Annotated in this window: 18 protein-coding genes; 7 read left to right on the top strand and 11 right to left on the bottom strand. The window is 65.9% G+C overall.

Annotated features, from left to right (window positions below; genetic code table 11):
• The first annotated feature begins 416 nt into the window (after positions 1–416).
• Both ACGFWE_RS41260 and ACGFWE_RS41255 read left to right on the top strand, forming a co-directional pair.
• Positions 417–776 (top strand): CUE domain-containing protein, encoded by a 360-nt coding sequence (locus tag ACGFWE_RS41260; protein ID WP_393605627.1) that lies wholly within the window; start codon positions 417–419, stop codon positions 774–776.
• Complete coding sequence (locus tag ACGFWE_RS41255; protein ID WP_393605625.1) at positions 777–1,979, top strand: MAB_1171c family putative transporter; 1,203 nt, start codon at positions 777–779, stop codon at positions 1,977–1,979.
• 19 nt (positions 1,980–1,998) lie between these two features.
• On the opposite strand, the gene ACGFWE_RS41250 is transcribed toward ACGFWE_RS41255, so the two are convergent.
• From ACGFWE_RS41250 to ACGFWE_RS41240, 3 genes are read right to left on the bottom strand one after another with little or no spacing between them, the layout of a single operon-like run.
• Positions 1,999–2,460: a helix-turn-helix domain-containing protein gene (locus ACGFWE_RS41250; RefSeq protein ID WP_393605623.1), complete on the bottom strand. Its 462-nt coding sequence runs from the start codon at positions 2,458–2,460 to the stop codon at positions 1,999–2,001.
• A gap of 26 nt (positions 2,461–2,486) precedes the next feature.
• Positions 2,487–3,914, bottom strand: coding sequence for an MATE family efflux transporter (locus ACGFWE_RS41245; protein ID WP_393605621.1), 1,428 nt, complete (start codon positions 3,912–3,914; stop codon positions 2,487–2,489).
• Complete coding sequence (locus ACGFWE_RS41240) at positions 3,898–4,902, bottom strand: zinc-binding dehydrogenase (protein ID WP_393605620.1); 1,005 nt, start codon at positions 4,900–4,902, stop codon at positions 3,898–3,900. The genes ACGFWE_RS41245 and ACGFWE_RS41240 overlap by 17 nt, the downstream gene beginning before the upstream one ends.
• A 153-nt stretch (positions 4,903–5,055) precedes the next feature.
• On the opposite strand from ACGFWE_RS41240, the gene ACGFWE_RS41235 reads away from it, so the two are divergent.
• Complete coding sequence (locus tag ACGFWE_RS41235; protein ID WP_393605618.1) at positions 5,056–5,607, top strand: PadR family transcriptional regulator; 552 nt, start codon at positions 5,056–5,058, stop codon at positions 5,605–5,607.
• Between the two features lie 55 nt (positions 5,608–5,662).
• Here ACGFWE_RS41235 and ACGFWE_RS41230 read toward each other — a convergent pair whose 3' ends face one another.
• From ACGFWE_RS41230 to ACGFWE_RS41195, 8 genes are all read right to left on the bottom strand, one after another.
• On the bottom strand, positions 5,663–7,027 hold the full coding sequence (locus ACGFWE_RS41230) for an amino acid permease (RefSeq protein WP_393605679.1): 1,365 nt from the start codon (positions 7,025–7,027) through the stop codon (positions 5,663–5,665).
• A gap of 98 nt (positions 7,028–7,125) precedes the next feature.
• Positions 7,126–8,409 carry an ATP-grasp domain-containing protein gene (locus ACGFWE_RS41225; RefSeq protein ID WP_393605616.1) on the bottom strand — a complete coding sequence of 428 codons (1,284 nt, stop codon included), beginning with the start codon at positions 8,407–8,409 and terminating at the stop codon, positions 7,126–7,128.
• On the bottom strand, positions 8,402–9,364 hold the full coding sequence (locus ACGFWE_RS41220) for a hypothetical protein (protein WP_393605614.1): 963 nt from the start codon (positions 9,362–9,364) through the stop codon (positions 8,402–8,404). The genes ACGFWE_RS41225 and ACGFWE_RS41220 overlap by 8 nt, the downstream gene beginning before the upstream one ends.
• Positions 9,365–9,492: 128 nt before the next feature.
• Positions 9,493–9,807 (bottom strand): hypothetical protein, encoded by a 315-nt coding sequence (locus ACGFWE_RS41215; protein ID WP_393605612.1) that lies wholly within the window; start codon positions 9,805–9,807, stop codon positions 9,493–9,495.
• A complete protein-coding gene (locus ACGFWE_RS41210) occupies positions 9,804–11,540 on the bottom strand; it encodes a carbamoyltransferase (protein ID WP_393605610.1) in 1,737 nt (578 codons plus the stop codon). The genes ACGFWE_RS41215 and ACGFWE_RS41210 overlap by 4 nt, the downstream gene beginning before the upstream one ends.
• A gap of 49 nt (positions 11,541–11,589) precedes the next feature.
• Positions 11,590–12,330 carry an SDR family NAD(P)-dependent oxidoreductase gene (locus ACGFWE_RS41205; RefSeq protein ID WP_393605608.1) on the bottom strand — a complete coding sequence of 247 codons (741 nt, stop codon included), beginning with the start codon at positions 12,328–12,330 and terminating at the stop codon, positions 11,590–11,592.
• Positions 12,327–13,550 (bottom strand): aldehyde dehydrogenase family protein, encoded by a 1,224-nt coding sequence (locus ACGFWE_RS41200; protein ID WP_393605606.1) that lies wholly within the window; start codon positions 13,548–13,550, stop codon positions 12,327–12,329. Before ACGFWE_RS41200 ends, ACGFWE_RS41205 begins: the two co-directional genes overlap by 4 nt.
• A 188-nt stretch (positions 13,551–13,738) precedes the next feature.
• Positions 13,739–14,404: a cyclase family protein gene (locus tag ACGFWE_RS41195; protein ID WP_393605677.1), complete on the bottom strand. Its 666-nt coding sequence runs from the start codon at positions 14,402–14,404 to the stop codon at positions 13,739–13,741.
• Positions 14,405–14,645: 241 nt separating this feature from the next.
• On the opposite strand from ACGFWE_RS41195, the gene aroF reads away from it, so the two are divergent.
• Genes aroF through ACGFWE_RS41175 form a run of 4 tightly spaced genes read left to right on the top strand, consistent with a single transcriptional unit; the run spans position 14,646 to position 19,414 of the window.
• Entirely contained in the window at positions 14,646–15,701 is a 1,056-nt protein-coding gene (gene aroF, locus ACGFWE_RS41190) for a 3-deoxy-7-phosphoheptulonate synthase (protein WP_393605604.1), read from the top strand.
• A gap of 16 nt (positions 15,702–15,717) precedes the next feature.
• Positions 15,718–16,815 carry a phenazine biosynthesis protein gene (locus tag ACGFWE_RS41185; protein WP_393605602.1) on the top strand — a complete coding sequence of 366 codons (1,098 nt, stop codon included), beginning with the start codon at positions 15,718–15,720 and terminating at the stop codon, positions 16,813–16,815.
• Positions 16,816–16,817: 2 nt separating this feature from the next.
• Complete coding sequence (locus ACGFWE_RS41180; RefSeq protein ID WP_393605600.1) at positions 16,818–18,296, top strand: isochorismate synthase MenF; 1,479 nt, start codon at positions 16,818–16,820, stop codon at positions 18,294–18,296.
• Positions 18,293–19,414, top strand: a complete 1,122-nt coding sequence (locus ACGFWE_RS41175; RefSeq protein WP_393605598.1) for a zinc-binding dehydrogenase — start codon at positions 18,293–18,295, stop codon at positions 19,412–19,414. Before ACGFWE_RS41180 ends, ACGFWE_RS41175 begins: the two co-directional genes overlap by 4 nt.
• Positions 19,415–19,483: the final 69 nt, after the last annotated feature.

Genomic DNA, 19,483 nt, shown 5'->3' with positions numbered 1-19,483 from the left:
AACCTCTGGTCACCCTTGGTTCGCTCCGCCTGCACAGGGTAAGATCGCTCGATGACACGTGCGATCGGTCTGGCACGCGAGGGGGACTTCACTTGCTCGTCACATGTATCACTCGATGTTCGTCCGTATGGATTTCTGTATACGGCGTGAACCAAAGGTTGCCGATCTCGAAATAGGGTGCAACGCGAGTGGAATTCGGTGAACGGCGAGCGGCGATCTCCATGGCAAGGGAAGCCCGCTACTTCAAGCGGCTGCGGCGAACGTGTGAAGCGAAGCTTGCTGCTGTGCACGGGGATGGCGAAAGGGACACCTTATCCCTTCGGGCTAGCCTTAGCAGGCTGCGTGGCAAGCCCATACACCCCGTCCCTATGGCGATACCGGGCTATTCAGTGAATGGTATGTGGATATCTACCCCTATGGCCGACTTCATCATTTATGAAGCCCGGACCACGCGTGCTCACCAGGAACACATTATTGCCCACGAGCTTGCCCACATACTTTGCGGGCACCAGGCGGTGGACAACGCGGACAATGGCGTGCTCCGGCAACTATTTCCTGATATTGCGCCGGATGTGGTGCGGCGAGTGCTGCAACGTACCAGGTACTCAGACGGCAATGAGCAGGAGGCCGAGATGGTAGCTTCCCTACTCCTTGCGCGTGGTCGGCACCATGTTAGTACTGCGCTTTCCTTGCAGTCTCCGGACGATGAGGTCATCTCGCGGCTCAGGGTTGCCATAGCGATGGACCAGCCGCCTCAGGCCGGCGCGGTGCAGTGAATGCTCTACACGTTCTTTTCCTGGGCCTGCGCGGTCGTGACGCTTGTGGCGCTGCTGTACCGGTTACCGGCGCTTATTTCTAATCCCAGAAACTTGGCGTTATCGGCTCTTTGTGTCTATTTCTTATTCAACTCGATCGCCTATTTTGTTGATCTGGATTCTTTCAGGGGTTATTTTACCAAGCTGCTTGGATTTCCTAATGCTACCACTATTGCTGTCCAGGTGTCGGTGGTAATTCTTACTGCCGCGCAACAGGTCACGGTAGTCAACCTGACCCTCCCGCCTCAACGGGCGAGACGTGCAACTCGGTGGCTCGCGGGCGGATTCGGGTTGGCGATAGCCGCACTAGTGCTGCTCTTCATCATCATTCATCCACACAAAGAAGCGAACGCTCAAGAAACGGTTTACCTCAACCTGCAGGACGCCGGGTACGCCTTCTACTTCGCCGCCTATTTGACGGTATGCGCCGCAGGGCGATTCCAGACAGTCCTCTTCGCCTTTAAATATTCGCGGACCATACCCGATCTCTGGTTGCGTCTGGGTATGCGGCTCGTTGCTGGCGGTTCAGCACTCATTTTGGTCTACTGTGGGGTCCGATACTGGCAGATTGCCGCCCTGCATGTCGCAGGGATCATAGCTCCTTGGAAATTCCTCTTCTGGCTCATAGCGGATATCGGGACACTCATGCAGATCGTTGGCTGGACGATCCCAGTGTGGGGGCCGAAGCTAGAGACGATCAGCCGCTGGATCGGTAGCTATCGCAGCTACGTGCGACTTGCCCCACTATGGCAGGCGGTATATAGGGCAGTCCCTGGCATCGCCTTGGAGAACCCGCCTTCAGGCTGGCTCGCGTGGATCCCGCCTCGGCCTCTTGACTACCACCTGTACCGTCGGGTCATCGAGATCAGGGATGCTGAGCTGATGCTCCGCCAGTCTGCCGACCCGATTGCCCTGCATTGCTTGGATCAGGCGCAAGGCCTGGCACATGAAGCCCTGTGCGAGGCGGCGGTGCTGCGGTCGGCACTGCAGGCCAATATCACCAGTACGCCGCAGTCGACCAATGGTCAGCAGGAACGGTCAGTCCGTCAGGGAGCGCCTGATCGCAGTCTTCGCCAGGAGATCGCCAACCTGATTCAGGTGTCCAGAGCCTTCCAGGCGCTGGACGGCCGCGTCGGGACCATGACAGGCCCCCGGTCTGGATGACTTCTCTGTGGTCTCTTCCTCACAAGCTTGTGTCGGGCTCGTCTTGCAGGCCCTCCAGCTTTCGCAGCTGGTCGATCATGCTGTGCAGCGCTTGTCGGCTGGACTCGGACAGGCCCGTCGACCGTAGCGCTATGTCACGCGTGTCTGTCTGCTTGAGAGCTTCCAGCAGGCTCAACTGGTCATCGATCTTCCGCGATTCGTCCTCGTCGAGGAAGTAGGCCGCGCTGACACCGCAGTACTGTGCGAGCGCTTCCAAGTGGCGCATCGTGGGATTCGTCTTCCGGCCGGTGCGTAGCTGCCAGACGTAGGTGGCGCTGATCGTCTTCTCGCCCGCGGCGATGTTGATCGCTGTCGCGACTTCCTCGTTGGAGGGGGAGCGTTGTCCGGAAGGTGCCGTCACTGCCAGCAGGTGCTCAAGCTTCTCCGCGAGGCTTCTCGGCTGCGGACTTGCTTCGTCCCTGTGATCGCTTGCCTCAGTCATGATCCCCCCCCTCTTCGCTCGTCCCTCTAACAGTTGTCAACTGTAGCTGGCTGTTGCTCGACGTGGCCACGCTTGGTTCCTGACTTGCCTGCGCCTACCAGGCGCCGGAAGAGCAGTGCCGTCATGATGTACTGGGCCGCCGTGCCGATGATCATGGACAGCCACACGCCGTGGACGTCAAGAGCCGGCATGGAGCTCAGCACATACGCAAGCGGCAGTTGCACACATGCGCCGAGCACAGTGACCCAGAGCAGGGAACGGGCATGGCTGCCGCCCATGAACACACCGCCCAGCCCTACCACGCCAGCAAGCAGGACAAGGTACGGAAAGAGATACCACAAGAGGACTTCACCAGAGTCAACAACTGACGTGGCATCGCTGAAGAAGCTCATGATCAATCGTCCACCCAACGCAAGGATCAGTCCGGCACCTGCGCCTACCGCTGTGGCGAGCAACAGGCTCTGTTGGCCGATGACCCGGTCCGCGTTCTGCCCGGAGCCACGAGTGCGGGCAGTGAGGATGCTGCCTGCTTGCCGGAAGGCGTAGAAGGCCATGGTGACGAAGAGAATCATCTTGATGCCGATGCCGTAGGCGGCGAGAGGATCCTCGCCGAACCTGGCGACGATGCCGACCAGGGCAGCGCTGATGCCCATGCGCAGCACGAAGTCCCCCGACACTGGGAGCCCGACGCTCAAAATACGGCGCAGCGCAGCGCGCCAGCGGAGGGTTGTGGTCTCTCCGCGGGTGTCACCGAGGCGCTTGCGCCGCAGCAGAACGAGGCCCACGCTGAGGGCGACAGCCCTGCCCAGCATCATCCCGAGCGCGGCGCCCTGGACGCCCATCTTCGGGAGCACGCCGATTCCGTAGATCAGCAATGGATCAAGGACGATGATGCAGGCGTTGGCAAGGATCGCCATCCTCATCGGTGTCCGAGTGTCCCCCGTACCCTTGAAGATCCCGTCGACGACATTCTGGGCGAAGAAGACTGCCATGCCGGGGAATGAGATGGCGAAGAATTCCGAAGCCAGTTGGTGGACTTCACTGTCACCGCTCCCCACTAAGAGCTGGGCCACTTGGTCGCGGAAGAAGAACCCGCCCAAGGCGACGACTGGCGTGATAGCCAGCCAGAGGGTCCCCGCAGCCCGGATCGCGACAGGCAACTCCGCCCGTCGGCGCCCCCCGAGGGCATCCGCGATCAGTACTGTCGTCCCAACATTTGCCATGAGGATGACACCAAGCAGCACGTTCTCCAGGGTGCTCGCGACTGCCACAGCGCCGACCGCTGCTTCTCCGAGACGGGCTACCCAGACGGTGTCGACGATGCCGGCGACCACCCCGGAGAGCAACTCGAAGTAGACCGGAACACCCAGCCCCAACAGCGCTCGGCGTGTGGCGGCAGGGGTGAGCAGTTTGCCCTCCCTGGATATCTGCCGACTGTCAGGGGTGCTGGACAACGGCCACAACCTTTCCAAGGGCTCGATTGGCTTCCATGTGGTGATGCGCAGCGGGGATCTCGTCGAGCGAGAAGACGCGGTCGATCACGACCTGGCGGCTGCCCTTGCTGATCTCGTCGAGATGCTGTTGAAGGGCGTGCCGCGCCCAGTCACCGCTGTTGATGGAACTACTGGAGAAAGTGGTCAACGTTACTCCAGAGGGAATGTCCTCAAGTGGCTCGAACTCGGGGATGATCCAGCTGTCGGAGAGGATGCCCGAGTTGCACACCCGACCGCCAACCGCCAGTAGGCGCAACGAGTCGAGGACTGCCGTGCCTCCGACAAGGTCCAATACTCGGTCGGCACCATCGGGCCAAATGGCGAGGACTTCGTTACGGAGGCTGCCGCCCTGGTCGATTACGACGTGGTCAGCCCCATGCTGAAGCAGCTTCGGCGCCTTGCCAGGATCCCGTGTAGTGGCCGCCACTTCCACGCCCCGCCCCGTGGCGAGGGCGAGTGCCGCCATGCCCACGGATGATGTGGCAGCACGGATCAGGAGCCGGTGCCCCGGCAGCGGTTCCAGAGCCTCCAAGGAGCCATAGGCCGTGAGGAAGGACTCTGGGACGGCTGCAAGGACATGCCACGGTAGGTGTGAGCTCACGGGCATGAGCTGGGCCGTGGGCAGCAGGGTGTACTGCGCATAACTGCCGTCGAACTGCCGTCCCATGCCGCCCATCGCTGCAGCGACCGTAGTGCCCGCTGATAAGCCAGGGTCGGACGAGGATTCCACGATCCCAACACACTCAATGCCCAAGACACGAGGAAATCCAACAGTGGGAGAGAGCCCGCGGCGAGTGAAAAGCTCTGAACGGTTCAGCCCGAGCGCCATCACGCGGACCAGTGCCCAACCGTCTCGCAGCTCTGGATGGGGAAGCTCACGCGGTTGCAGCGCCTCGGGCCCACCGGGGTGCTCCACCACCATCGCTTGCATCGTCGGACGGTCGGACACGCATTCCCTCTCTCTTCCCCCACTCTTCTCCCAGTCTGGCCGCGAAGACAGAGTAGCTCGATTCGTGTCACTCTAATAGAGGTAGAAGAGACTTGCACTCGGCGCTCACGCCGAACGACGCGGCACCCGTCGTCCAGACAACGAAGGAAGACTGTGCTGACCCTCTCAATCCTCGGCTTCCTGGCAGAACGCCCCATGCACGCCTACGAGCTGCGCCGCCGTATCTCCGACCTGATCGGCCACAACCGGCCGGTGAGCGACGGGGCGCTCTACCCAGCCATCAAACGGTTGCGCCAAGCTGGACACTTGGAACGCCAGGCCGAGCCCGGTGACAGCGCACCGCCACGGCAGGTCCTGCGGCTCACGCCCGCCGGCCGCACCGAGCTGCTACGACGGCTGGGTAACCCGAAGGAGAGCGAGATCACCGACGGCGCTTCGTTCTTCACGCTGCTGGCTTTCCTCAGCCAGATGCCGGATCCCGAGCAGCAGGCAGTCGTGCTACGCCGGCGGCTGGAATTCCTGACCGCGCCGGGCAGCTTCTTCAGCCGGTCCGGCACACCCGTGCGGATCAAGGACGAAGAGGACCGCTACCGCAGGGGCATGCTTCTCATGGCCCGGGTGTCACAGCGAGCCGAGCGCGCTTGGCTGGAGGAGACTCTCGGGGAACTGCTCGGAGCAGACGCACCCATCGAGCACCGCCCGTGAAGCGGCAGGGTGCGGACACGACTGGGCATGTCCGCACCCCCATGTCCGCTCGAGGCTAGCCCTCTCGGGAGTTCGCGCGGCGCCGCTGCTGTAGCACCCCGACCGTGAGGACTGCGGCACTCAGGATTCCAGTGCCCACCACCTGCGGACGTGTGCCCTTATCGGCCGCCAACAGGACGAGAACCGTGCCCATCGCAAGCAGCGCCAGTACCGTCAGACCGGGGTAGCCCCAGACTCGGACCGCAAGTCGCTCTGGCGCTACGCGCTCCAGCTCGGTACGCAAGCGCAACTGCGTCGCGGCCACCGCGATCCAAACCACCAACGCGATGGCGCCCACCGAGTTGAGCATCCACAGGAACACGCTGTCGGGCCACTTGAAGTTCAACAGTACCGAGACGAACCCGAAGGCCACCGAGGCCAGTACGGCAAGGCGAGGTACGCCGTTGCGCGAGAGGCGGCGAAGCATATTCGGCGCCTGCCGCCGCTCGGCCAGGGAACAGAGCATGCGCGACGCTGCGTAGAGGTTGGCGTTGAGGGCCGACAGCAATGCAGCCAGTAGCACGACGTTCATCAGCTGGGGGGCTCCGGGCAAGCCGATACGGTCCAACACCGCGACGAACGGACTCTGCCCCACCTTGCTGTCGTTCCACGGGAGCACAGTGACGATGACCGCTACCGAGCCGATGTAGAACAACAGCAGCCGCCATACGACACTGCGCATGGCCCTGCTCAGCCCGCGGACGGGATCCGCAGACTCCGCGGCTGCGAAGGTGACGACCTCCATGCCGCCGAACGAGAAGACCACGACCAACAGCCCGGACAGCACCCCATGCCAGCCATGCGGGAAAAGCCCCCCATGATCTGTCAGATGGGCCAGTCCGATCGCCTTTTCGCCCGGCAGCCATCCCACGATCGCCAGCACGCCGAGGACGAGAAATCCGATGATCGCGGCGACTTTGAGGGATGCAAACCAGAACTCGAACTCGCCGAAGGTACCGACAGCCGCCACATTGGCAACCGTGAGCACGGCCATGAAGAGAAGGACCCAGACCCATGTGTCCACGGCCGGTACCCACCCATGCACGATCACTGCCGCACCCGTGGCCTCGATGGCCAATACCACGACGATCAGACACCAGTAGAGCCAACCCACGGTGAACCCCGCCCAGCTGCCCCAAGCTCGTTCGGCGTGGACCGAGAACGAGCCAGCCGACGGCAGCGCCACCGACAGCTCGCCCATCATTCGCATGACGAGCACGGAAAGCAGCCCAGCCAGCACGAAGCTGATGAGGATGCCGGGCCCCGCCACTGCGACGCCGGCTCCAGAGCCCACGAAGAGGCCGGAGCCGATCGCTCCGCCGAGACCGATCATGGTCAGGTGCCGCTGCCGCAGTGGGGCTGGTGGCACTGAATCCGGCATATGGGGGCCCCGAACCGCATCGCTCGCCGGGTCCTCGCCGACGGTGTGACGCGTACGCCGTCCATCTGTCTGGCTCGTCATCGCTACAAGTCCCCCGGTCAGTCGGTATAAACGGGTTCCAGGACTTTCTCGGCGCCCTCCAGCGCCGAGAGGACCTGTTCACGGGTCTCACCTCGGGCGAGGATCAGGGCGTAGCAGGAGACGGGATTCTCCGGGTATTTGATGACCACCTGGTCACCCGGCTTGGCCATCCAGCGCACCCCGATCACGCCCGGCACGTCCATCACCTCATCGACGCCCGCGAAACGGGCGATCTCACCGCTGCGGTTGGCCAGCAGCGGTGCAAACCCGGCAGGGGTGGGCTGTGCCTTGGTAGCGAACTCCAAGGGCTCCCCGAGCACCGCCCGCAGATACTCCCTAGGGCCCCACACGCCGGTCGATTCCCGGATCGACTCTTGGACGAAGGCAGTTGTGCCACCGAGGCGCCCGTTCACCTCGATGATCTTCGGTCCTTCGTCGGTGAGCCTCAGTTCCACATGGGCTCCGCCGACTGTGGCCCCCAGTGCCTTCAGCGCGGCGACGGCGGTGTCGACCAACAGCGTCTGTTCGCTCTCCGACAGGACCGAAGGAGTGGCGTACGCACCCTCTATGAAGTGCGGTTCTGCAAAAGGGTACGGCTTGTCGTGGATGGCCAACAGGCGGTACTCGCCGTCGCCGTACACCATGTCCACGGCGAACTCCTCGCCGGACACGTACTCCTGGATCAGTACGCCCTGCGCTTGCGGATAGGCGTAGATGTGGGCCACGTTGGGAACTGAATACCCGCCGTCATGGAAGGCTTCGGGTTCATAGAGGCCGGTGATGTTGTCGAACGCAGCCTTGAGTTCCGTCTCGTTCGCTACCTTGGTCACACCCTGGCTGGCCGCACTGGCCTGGGGCTTGAGGACCAGCGGGAAGCCAAGTTCGGCAGCAGCCGCCTGAGCTTCGGAGAAGACGTTGGCGACCCTGGTCCCGGGCGTGGCCACTCCGGCCTCAGTGAGCCGCTGCCCGGTCAGGAACTTGTCGCGCATGGCACGCACCGCTTCCGGTGAATTGCCCGGCAGGCCCAATTCGGCGGCGACCCGTGCCGCCACGTGCAGAGCACCCTCGTGGAAGGTGGCCACGGCGTCGATACGTCCACCGTGCCCGAGGTAGTCGCGGACTGCGGCAAGCACCGCTTCCTCGTCCAGCTCGTCCACGGCCAGGTGGACGTCGTACAGACTGTCGTCCGCTGGGGCCACTGCAGCGGTGAGCACTACTTCCAGACCCATCTCATGCGGCGTACGCAGCAGGTCCGGGTTAAGCGAGGCCGCGATCATCAGCAGTACGCGGGATTCAGGCATGGATTCTCCGTTGGTTCCGTTCGTCGGTGTACGTCGGCCGGGGACGGTGCCGCAGCCGCGATGCGCCGGGCAGGAGATCGAGAGCCCGTCGGCATGCTGCCGCGTTCTCGCCGACCGCGACGGCTAGGAGGGCTTGGGCGATGGAGCCCGGTTCGCCAGCGGCGTTCCCGGTCGCCACGAGATGGACCTCCCAGATGCCACCCGGCAGGTCATCGATGTTCAAGTCTGCTGTAGGGGAGACGAGTTCGGGCTCCAGGTAAATGAAACGCACGGCGGCCGCGCTGTTGCGGCGAGGAATGAGATCGGGTTCAGCGCCAGCCGCGAGGTCGGCCCAGATGAGTGCGCAGTCGATTCCGGTCGCCAGCGACCCGGCCCGTAGTAAGGGGTCCGTGCCGAGCAAGCCGTTGACGCGTGGGTTCACAGTCCTTAGGCCGTTGCCCCACCCGGCGACGTGGATCTCTGTGGCAGTCAGGCCACAGTGGATGCCGGAATCCTGGTGTGCCGCACAGACGGCCTCGGTGACACTTGTGTGGCGCAGCAGCGGGTCGGCGCCCTCGACCACGTAGCCGCTGTGCCTGGCTTCCCGTTCCGGACGGGCCAGGAAGAGCGGTGACACCCGGCCGTCCAGGACGGCGCTGACAACAATTGCTGTCAGCGCCGTTGCCGAGGTGGACCCGTCGGACGGGAAAGGCCGCTGCCTTTCCACGTCCCGGCGGTGGACAGCCGTCCGCAGGGGCGCCGTGGGCAGGCCGGCGCTCTCGGCGAGGGAGAGCGCCCGATCCACTGTGTCCTCGCGGAAAGTGACGACCCCTCGAGCGCTGGGCGGGACAACATACTGCCCGCCGCTCTCTGCGGGTGGGGACAGCAGGCGGTAACGGCGCTCGATGGCAAGCCGGGCCCAGCTGTGATCGCAGGTCTCGTCACCTACCAGTAGGAGAACTGGACGGTCCTCCATCGCGGGACCGGGCGGCTGAGCCGGAGCGTGGTGGAACGCGTGAGGTGCGAGAGCTTGTGAGGCCATGGGGAAGGCCACTCCTTCTCGTCATGACAATGAGACTGTCAGCCGGTTCGCTGCCCGTACTGTCACGCCTGGCGGCCGGCGGGCTCAGCGAGGACTTGCTCTCGCCGCCGGTCCGCCAAGGTCCGTACCGACACCGTGGTTGCGATCACGGAGGCCCGCATTGCGCCCAGGGCCTCCTTCGCCAGCTCCACCGCCTCGCCCTCGCCGTCCTTGCGGCCAGCTTCCTCGGCCGCGTGCGCGATCAGCGTGGCTCCTTCGACCGCCGCGATGATGGCGGAGTCAAGGGGGTCGCGCTGGTCGGCCGAGGCGAGCAGTTCGGCGAGCACCTCATCGAGCAGCTGTTTGGCTGTGGCGGATCTGATCTGTCGTACTGTCATGCCAGGGGCTGCCGACTCGGGTGTCGGTCGGTGAGTTCACGGCCCGGCTTGGTCAGCAGCAGATCGCCGATGTACAGATGGTCGAGCTCGGTGTTCAAGAAGGTCCTGACGGCGTCTGCGGGCGTCTCCACGATGGGCTCACCGGCGTCGTTGTACGAGGTGTTCAGCACTAGGGGCACCCCGGTCAGCTCAGCGAAGTGTGAAATCAGCTCGTGATAGCGGGGGTTGACGTCCGGCTCGACAGTCTGCACCCGTGCCGTGCCATCCACGTGAGTGATGGCCGGAACCTGGTCGCGGCGGCTCTCCAGGACCTCGGGCACGAGCAGCATGAACGGGCTGTCGCCGTGCATGTCAAACCAGTTGTCCGCTTCCTCGCTCAGGACCGAGGGTGCGAACGGCCGGAAGACCTCGCGGTGCTTGACGACCTCGTTGAGGTAGTCGCGGATCTCCGGGTGGCGCGGGTCGGCGAGCATGCTGCGGTGTCCGAGCGCCCGCGGTCCGATCTCCGAACCACCCTGGAACCAGCCGATGAGTCGATGCTGGGCCAGGAGTTGTGCGACCTCAGCCACCTCGGCCCGGCGCGACTCGACCTGCGCGCCGACCTCCCGCACAGCCTCCTCGATCTCCTGCTCGGAGTAGCTGCGGCCGGTGGAGCCTGAGCGCATCGGGTGCCGCTCCGTGCCACCCGCGATCGCGTAGTAGCCGTAGTAGGCGGCGCCGATTGCGGTGCCCGCGTCCCCGGCCGGCGGCAGGATGTAGACCTCGTCGAACGGGCCCTCGGCGACAATCCGCTGGTTGGCCACGGAGTTCAAGGCGACACCGCCGGTGAGGCAGAGCTTGGCGCGTCCGGTTACCTCATGGGCGTACCGGGCGAGCTCCAGCATCGCCTCCTCGGTCTCGGTCTGGATCTTGTAGGCGACGTCCTTGGCGAACTGGTGCTGCCAGGCGCCCTTCTGCTTGGCGTCGTAACCGTTGCCGTCAGAGGCGTACCAGGCGTCCCAGGCTTTCTCCATGTCCTCGGTACGCACCACTACGTTGCCCTCCTTGACGGTGAGCAACCGCTGCCATTCGGGCCGGGGCCGGCCGTAGGGAGCCAGTCCCATGGTCTTGCCGGCTTCGGTGTAGCCGCCGCAGCCGAAGTCGCCGAAGGTGGGGTGGCCCCAGCGGGTGACGAAGCCGAGCTTCGCGGAGAAGAAGCTGTAGAAGAGGCCGAGGCCCACCTCGCTCCAGTCCTCCGGGAAGGTCTCGGCGTGGACCCGCTGCAGAGAGGTGCCCTCGCCATCGAAGATGGTGTGCTTCTCGATGCGTCCGGTGCCCGGCACCTTGCTGCCGACGCCGTCGACGACCAGGACCGCGGCGTCCTCAAAAGGGGAGGCGAGATAGCCGGCGTAGGCGTGGGTGAGGTGGTGCGACGGCATCGGCAGGCTGTGGATCTTGCTCTTGTCCCGGATCGGCAGCTCCCGCAGGATCCGGTCGCGGGCCTCATCGCCCAGCGGCCGGTTGCCGACCACCAAGTCCACATCGTCGATGCCGATGTCGGCAGCGTCGAGGCAATAGGTGATCGCCTTCATCGGCAGGACCTTCGAGAGCTTCTCGAAGTGGCCGTGGATGATGAATCCCTCGGAGTGCTTGAGCCGGTCCAGCCGCTCCTCCTCGACCGCCGCCACGATCCGGCCATCCTTGAGCAGGCAGGCGGCGCGGTCGTGGCTCAGGTTGATGCCGAGTACGTACATGTCACAGTCTCCATATCGTTGGCGATTGCCGGGAGTTGCTGAGGAGTCGTCAGACGAAGTGGCGCCCTGCATCCACGACGAGGGTCTGTCCGGACACGGCAGTCCCGGTGCTCAGCAGGAAAGCGGCGGCGTCCGCGACCTCCAGGGGGTCGACGAGCCGGCGCAGGGCGGTGGTGCGGATGATGCCGTCGAGCACCGGGCCGTCCAGCGAGGAAGTCATCGCCGAGTCCACTGGCCCCGGCGCGAGGGCGTTCACCCGGACTCCATGGACCCCGAGGTCGCGGGCTGCACTGCGGGTCAGCCCGATCAGGCCAGCCTTGGTCGCGGCGTACTGCGGTCCGAACGCACCACCGGTCAGCGCGGCGACGCTGGATATGTTCACCACCGAGCCGCCCTCCTTGCACAGGACCGGCAGCAGCAGTTGCATCAGCCGGAACGGCGCGGTGAGGTTGAGCCTCAGTGCCTGCTCCCAGGCCGTGGCGGTGATCTCTTCGAACGGCTGCGGCCTGGCTCCGCCGGCGTTATTGACCAATCCGTCAACTGTCGACCACCGTGCAAGGACGGCGGCCGCCAACTGGTCGGGACCGTCCGGCTCGGCGAGATCCGCGGCGACCGCGAACGCGTCACGGCCTGCATTCCGCGCCGCGCGCAGGACGGGTTCTAGGACCGCGGAATTGCTGCGGTACTGGAGGGCGAGGTCGGCCCCGAGGTCGAGGAATCTGTAAGCCATGGCCCTGCCGAGGTCCCCGGACGCGCCGGTGACCAACACACGTTTGTTCTGCAGTGTCATGAGTTCTCCCCGCCCGGCACGACATAGCCGCGTACGTCCCTGAGGAACTGGCCGGCATAGCCTTCGTGGGGCAGATACGGGTCGCGCCACCAGCCGGGGACCCGGCCGTGGACGACCGTGCGGATCGAAGGCGTGCGCAGGGCCTCGTCCGTCAGCGCCGGATCGGTGCCGAGCAACGTCACGACCAGGGAGTCGCGCAGCGGCCCGATGCCGTCGGCCGCGTGCCAGGGCGCCACCCAGACGCAGGGGAAGGGCAGTTCGGTGCGCAGTCCGGGGTGGTCGGAGCGGTCCACGCAGACCACTGCGGGCCGCAGCACGGCCGCGTCGCCGTCGACGAGGGGCGTCGGCTCACCGTCGTAGTACGGCTCCGTCAACTCCTGTGCGCCCTCGGCAGCTGCAACGAGCGTCTGCCGCAGAGCCCGCGCTTCCTTGACCGGCCGGGCCGGTAGGGCGGCGTCCGGATCGGTTACCGGCCGTACGGGTAGTGCGGCCAGCCTCTCGGCCAGCGCGGTGGCCAGCGCGCGGTGGTCGCCCGAGGTGAGTACGACACTGGTGTTCGTGCAACGGACCCCGCCGTCCTCGGCGATCTCGGCTACGAGATGGTCGAGCAGGCCGTCATCCATGTGAGCGTCCACCAGGATCTTGCTGCGGCCGGGGCCATGAACCAAGACCCGGCTGTTGCCGCGCAGCCGTGCCACTGTGCTCTCGCTTCCGTACACCAGCGCCAGATCGGCGGTGGTGACGAGCGTGTCGGCTGCGGCGTGCGGGCCGGGCAGCAGGCTCAGCAGTCCGGCCGGGAGCCCGGCCTGGAGCAGTGCCCTGACCAACCGTAAGGGCGTGATCGGATCGCGGGCGCCGGGCCGCACGGCGACGCCGTAGCCGAGGGCCACAGCCTTCAGCCAGCCGAGATGCGTGGCCGGGTGGTTACTGGGGGCGACCACGCCCAGCACGGACCCGCGCCGACCCCAGCGGGCCGTGTGGCCCGGCGCCGCGCCGATCGGCCGTTGCATGCCGACTACTTCGGGCAGAAGCCCCAGCTCGTGCTTCAGCCGGTCCAGGGTGCGACGCGGGACGCCGACCGGGACGCCTGCGGCCAGGGCCTGCTGGTGGCAGTAGCTGTCGGGGGTCTGGCCTTCGATGGTCTCCGTGGCAAAGATCCGACCGGCCTCCGCAAGCACCGTGGCGAGTTCGTCGGGGCCGGGTTCGGGCACCGCACGCATGGCCTTTGCTGTCAGCCGGGTCAGCAGAGGAGGGGCCTCATGGACGGTCGCCAGAGCCTCTCCGGTGACAGAGTGCAGGGTGTGAGTGTCACGCGAGGTGCTTTCGACGCCTTGGCGAACTAAGGGTATGGACAACACGTCAGATCGATTCCTCCGGTACGGGCCGAGACCGGCCGGGGCAGGGCGCGTCAGGCGGGCCAGCCCTCGAAGACGACGGCGCGCACCGGGGCCGCTTCGACGCCGGCGATCTTGATCGGGAGTGCCATGAGCTGGGCGGTGGGGGTACTGATCTGGTCCAGGTTCTGGATGTTCTCCAGGATCGGGATGCCGGCCGCGAGCAGCCGCCGGTGCACCTGACCGCTGCGGTCGTCGGGGCGCTCGGTGATGCAGTCCATGCCGACGAGCACCGCGTTGTTCTCGGCCGCCCAGTCGGCGGCCGAGAGGGTGAGATAGGGCGGGTTGTCCCAGTAGTCCTCGCGCCCCAGATAGCGCAGGGGGTGGTCGGTGCGGATCAGCAGGCGGTCCCCGGGCTGCCACACCCCATGCAGGGCCTTCTCCAGGTCCTCTCCGGTGACCGGTTCGAGATCGCGCTTGTACGACAGATCGGCGATGCAGACACGGCCGACGAACGTCTCCAGCGGAACCTCGTCGATCTTCTCCCGGTCGTCGTAGAAGTGGTACCCGGACTCCACGTGGGAGCCGTTGTGCGGGAAGAGCTGGAGATCGGAGAAGGTACGGCCGGTCTTCGACGGGTCGGTCTCGGGACTCATGGCCCGCCGCACGCCGAACTTCGGGTACCAGGGTGCGTCGTACGAGGGCATTCCTTCGTACCAACCCTGGCTGATGTCGATCATCTTCACCTGTACGCCTCCATACGCGATGCGGGCTCGGCCGTTCCCCGGCCGGAGGGGCACAGCGATTTGAGCACCATTAACTTGAGTTGACAACCCCCATTGACACCCTGGTTCGGGCAATGGAGGATCGGCCCGTTCGTAAGAGTTCTGTCGAGGCGCGCCGCGGGGTCCGCCCGCACTCTTCGCTCCCCGGGCGAGCGGCGCCGGACAGCCCGCACAGACAGCCCCATGGAGGGCATTCATGATCGTGGTGATGAGCCGAGAGGCAACGCAGGACCAAGCCGAAAGGGTGGGCACGTTACTCAGAGAAAAGGGTGTACGCCCTGTATTCGGGGTGACGGAGGGCGTCACGGTGCTGATCGCCGAGGAGTCCGGTACACGTGAGCTGGCATCCGCCGTGCAGACTGCGGGCGGTGTCGACCGGGTGGTTCTGGTCCCCGGGGCGCAGCGGTTGACCAGCCGCCACTACTCACCGCAGAACACCCGGGTGGCGGTAGGCGGACCGGACGGCGTGATCATCGGCGGCAAGGGGTTCGTGGTGATCGCCGGCCCCTGCGCCGTGGAAAACCAACAACAGATGACAACCGTCGTGGATGCCGCGGTTGCCGGTGGCGCCGTGATGCTGCGCGGAGGTGCGTTCAAGCCGCGCACCTCCCCCTACAGCTTTCAGGGGCTCGGCGTCGCGGGCCTGGCTCTGCTGGCCGAGCAGCGCAGCCGCACCGGTCTGCCCGTGGTCACCGAGGTCGTCACCCCCGAGGATGTGGAACGGGTCGCCGAGGAGAGCGACATGCTCCAGATCGGCACGCGCAACATGCAGAACTTCGGCCTACTGCGTGAGGCCGGCCGCTCCGGCCGTCCCGTTCTGCTCAAGCGGGGTATGTCGGCCACCGTCGATGAGTGGCTGCTCGCCGCGGAATACCTCATGCACATGGGCAACGGCGATGTGGTGCTATGCGAGCGCGGCATCCGCTCCTATGAGCGCAGCACCCGCTTCACGCTGGATCTGAGTGCGGTCGCCGAGGCCAAACGGCTTACCCATCTGCCGGTGGTCGTCGACCCGAGCCACAGCACCGGCCGGCCGCACCTTGTAGGGCCTATGTCCCTGGCCGCCGCCGCGTGCGGCGCGGACGGCCTGCTGATCGACGTTCACACCGACGCAGCCGCCGCCCTGTGCGACGGGGCCCAGGCACTGGACGGTGACCAGTTCGCGGTCCTCGTGGACCAGCTCAAGCCGGTCGTGGAAGCCGTCGGACGCACCCTCGTCCAGCCGCGTACGCCCTACCTCACCCAGGTCTGACTCTCGGAGGCAGAGGATGTCCAAGGACACGTTCGAGCCGTTCACCGCCGACCTCCCCCCGGACGAGTTCGTCCAGGCCGCGATGGAGTGGCACTTCTCCCCGGCCACCGGGTCACCGTTCTGGGTCAAGCGCGCCGCTGAGCTCCCCTTCGACCCACTGCGCGACATCAGGACCTGGGCCGACCTCGACCGCTTTCCCGACGTCAGCGAGGAGTGGCGGGACATTCCCGTCGACGCCCTGGTACCCGCTGGTGTGGACCGCTCCACCTGGGACTTCCAAGTCTTCGACAGCGGAGGTACCACCGGCCGGCCCAAGCGCATCGTGGAATCGCAGTCCCGGCGCGCCGGCGTCCACTGGGTGAGCACGGTCCTCGACGAGCACGGTGTGCCCGGCGAGGGTGCCGGCAACTGGCTGCACATCGGGCCCACCGGACCGCACATCGTGGGCCGTTCGATCGGTCTGCTCGCTCAGCTGCGCCGTACCTTCTGCCACTACATCGACTTCGATCCGCGCTGGGTCAAGCAACGCGCGAAACAGCGGCAATCCGATGACGTGGGCCGCTACGTCCAGCACATCCTCGATCAAGCCCGCGACATTCTGCGCACTCAGCCCGTCTCCGTAATCTTTGCCACCCCGCCAGTCCTGGAGGCCATTGCCTCCCAGGACGACGTGCTCGATCTGGTCCGCAGCCGTGTCCGCGGCATCATCTGGGCCGGCACGAGCATTAGCGCCGAGACACTGCACCTGCTGGAGAACGAGCTCTTTCCCGACGCCGCGGTCGTCGGCCTGTACGGCAACACCATGATGGGCATCGCCCCGCAACGGCCGAGGACCCCGGCCGATGGCACGCACAGCTGTGTCTTCGTCCCGTACCACCCCTTCAGCAGGGTACGGCTGGTGGACCCGCAGGAAACCACCCGGGAGGTGGCCTACAACGAGCGTGGACAGGCCCGGATCAGCCTGCTCTCCCGGGACGTGCTGCTGCCGTGGACGCTGGAGCGCGACTCAGCCTTGCGCATCGAGCCCACAGATACCTATCCGCAGGACGGTGTGGCGGACGTCCGTCCGCTGGCCGCCGAAGGCGCAGCCTCGGTCGTGGAAGGGGTGTACTGATCATGCCCGCACTCTCCGGTACCACCGCCCTGCCCCTGCTGGGGCACGCCTCCCACGACGACTTGCTCGATGTCTGCCACCGTGCAGCACATACCGCGCAGAGCAAGCAGCAGCCGGTGCTCGCCAGCTGGGCCACTCGGTTACGGCACACCGATCCCATTGCCCTGTGGGCCCACGGCCGTACACGGATCGACCGCTCTCTACTGTGGCGGTCGGCATGGGACCGCGGATCGCTCGTCGCGCTCGGCACGGCGCACGATTTGACCGAACGCGGCAAGGACCGGATCCCAGCCACTCGGGCGTCTTGGGAGCGGCTAATCCGCGACGCCGTGACGGGGGGCCAGCAGGACGAGGCTCTGCCGACTGGCCAGGGTCCGCTTCTCGTAGGCGGATTCTCCTTCGCCGCAACAGCGACGTCAGCGGGAGCATCACCGACGGCTGCCCTGCCTGAGGCGCTCATGTGGGTGCCGTCCCTGCAGATACGTGGCAGCGCCGGTCTGGCCCCGATGGCGGAATTGCGTCTCAACGCCGTCATCCATCCAGGGGACGACCCCGAGCAGACCGCCAAGACCCTGATCCACCTGGCCGAGGAGTGCCTGCCTGAGCGCTTTGCCCCACGCCCCGAATCCAGCTCAACGTTGGCCGGCCGCCTGTCATCGCAGGTTCGAGACCTGCCCTCGGCCGAACAGTGGAGGGGCCTGGTCACACAGGCCGTGGACCACATCCGCGCTGGCACCTTCGAGAAGGTAGTCCTCGCCCGCGAGGTCCGGGTGAGTGCCGACAGGCCCTTCGACCTTCCAGCGGCGCTGGACCGCCTGAGCCGCACCTACTCCGACGCCACCCTATTCGCGGTGGAACACGACGGCCACACATTCTTCGGCGCCACCCCCGAATATCTGGTCCGCCTCAGCAGCGGCACTGTACGCGCCCTCGGACTCGCTGGCACCGCACCCCGTGGCTCGACTCCCGCGCTCGACGCCGAACTAGAGCAACAACTGGCGGGCAGCACCAAGATTCGACACGAGCACGACATTGTGGTGCGCATGCTGGTCGACGCACTGCGCCCCATGAGCGGGCAGGTCAACACGGGCACCGGACCGAGCGTGCTCAAACTGGCCAACGTTCAGCACCTGGCGACCTTCGTGGAAGGACACGACGTCCGACGTGGTCTCGGCATCCTGCACTTCGTCGAACGCCTCCACCCCACACCCGCACTCGGCGGACACCCGCGCAAGGAGTCGCTGAGCTGGCTCAAGCACAACGAGGGCCTGGAACGCGGGTGGTATGCGGGAACCGTCGGCTGGAGCGACGCCCTCGGACAGGGCGAGTTCGCCGTCGCCATCCGCTGCGCGCTGGTCCGAGAAAACACAGCATCCCTGTACGCCGGTTGCGGCATCGTCGCCGATTCCAACCCACAGGACGAGTACGAGGAGACGGTCGCCAAGTTGCGTCCCATGCGCCAGGCCCTCGGCCTGGAATGACCTCAGGATCTCCCCCCGTCGTCGGCCTTATCACCACTCCCGGATCCCGAGGAGAGACCAGCCCAATGCTTGCTGCCGTATACCACGGGCAACGCGATGTTCGAGTACAGGAATGGCCCGATCCGCCGCCGCCGGCGCCACACGAGATCCAGCTGGAAATCCTGCGGGCCAGTATCTGCGGGACCGACGCAGACGAGTTCGCCTCCGGGCCGCACCTGATCCCCCTGACCGCCCCGCATCCCGCCAGTGGCCATCACGGCCCGCTGGTGCTCGGCCACGAGATGGTCGGGCGGGTGGTGGACATGGGAGCGGAAGCCACTGAGTTCGCCCCCGGAGACGTGGTCGTACCGGGATCGGGGGTCTCCTGCGGGACGTGCCGGTGGTGCCGGGCGGGACGGACGAACCTGTGCGCTGCTTACTACACGGTGGGACTGCACGTGGACGGCGGCCTGGCTGAGCGGGTGAACGTGCCCGCGCGTATCAGCCGGTCCGTCAAAAGCTGCCCGGCGGATGTCGCAATCATGGCGCAGCCGCTCGCCGTCGCACTGCACGCGGTACGCGGCGCCGGAGTCGAACCAGGCATGAGAGTCGCGGTGATCGGGCTGGGCGGAATCGGCTCGCTGGCCGTGGCTGCCTGTACCGCGTGGGGCATCGAGACCATCGGTGTCGATGTCTCCGCGGCGCGACTGCGGATCGCCAGCCAGAGCGGTTGTTCGCTACTGGTCGACGCTTCCCGCGAGGACGCTGCCACCGTGATCCGGCGGGCCACGGGCGGTGACGGTGCGGACATCGTCATCGAGACCTCCGGCGTTCCCCATGGGCTTCAGACCGCCATGGACGCTGTGAGCCGCGGGGGTCACATTCGACTGGTCGGACTGCACCGCGACCCCTCTCCTCTCAACCTGACCAGGCTCGTCCTCGACGAGATCCGGATGTCGACGTCGAAGGTGCACATCTGCGACCAGGACCTGCCCGAGGCACTCGCCCTGCTCCACGATCACCCGGAGATCGCCGTCACGTCGATCGACTCGGTCATCAGCCTGGAGGAAGTCGTGCCAGCTGGTCTAATGCGCATGGCCGCCGGTGAGGCTGCCGGGAAGGTCGTCATCAAGCCCTGATTGAACTCGTAAGACTGCCAAACGAATCCAAATGGCGTGCCAGAGGCGACGAACGAGCACCGTGGTTGC

The organism is Streptomyces sp. NPDC048523 (assembly GCF_043199815.1).
Lineage (GTDB): Bacteria > Actinomycetota > Actinomycetes > Streptomycetales > Streptomycetaceae > Streptomyces.
The sequence above is the reverse complement of the archived record's forward strand: the minus strand, read 5'-3'. Positions and strand labels throughout refer to the sequence as shown.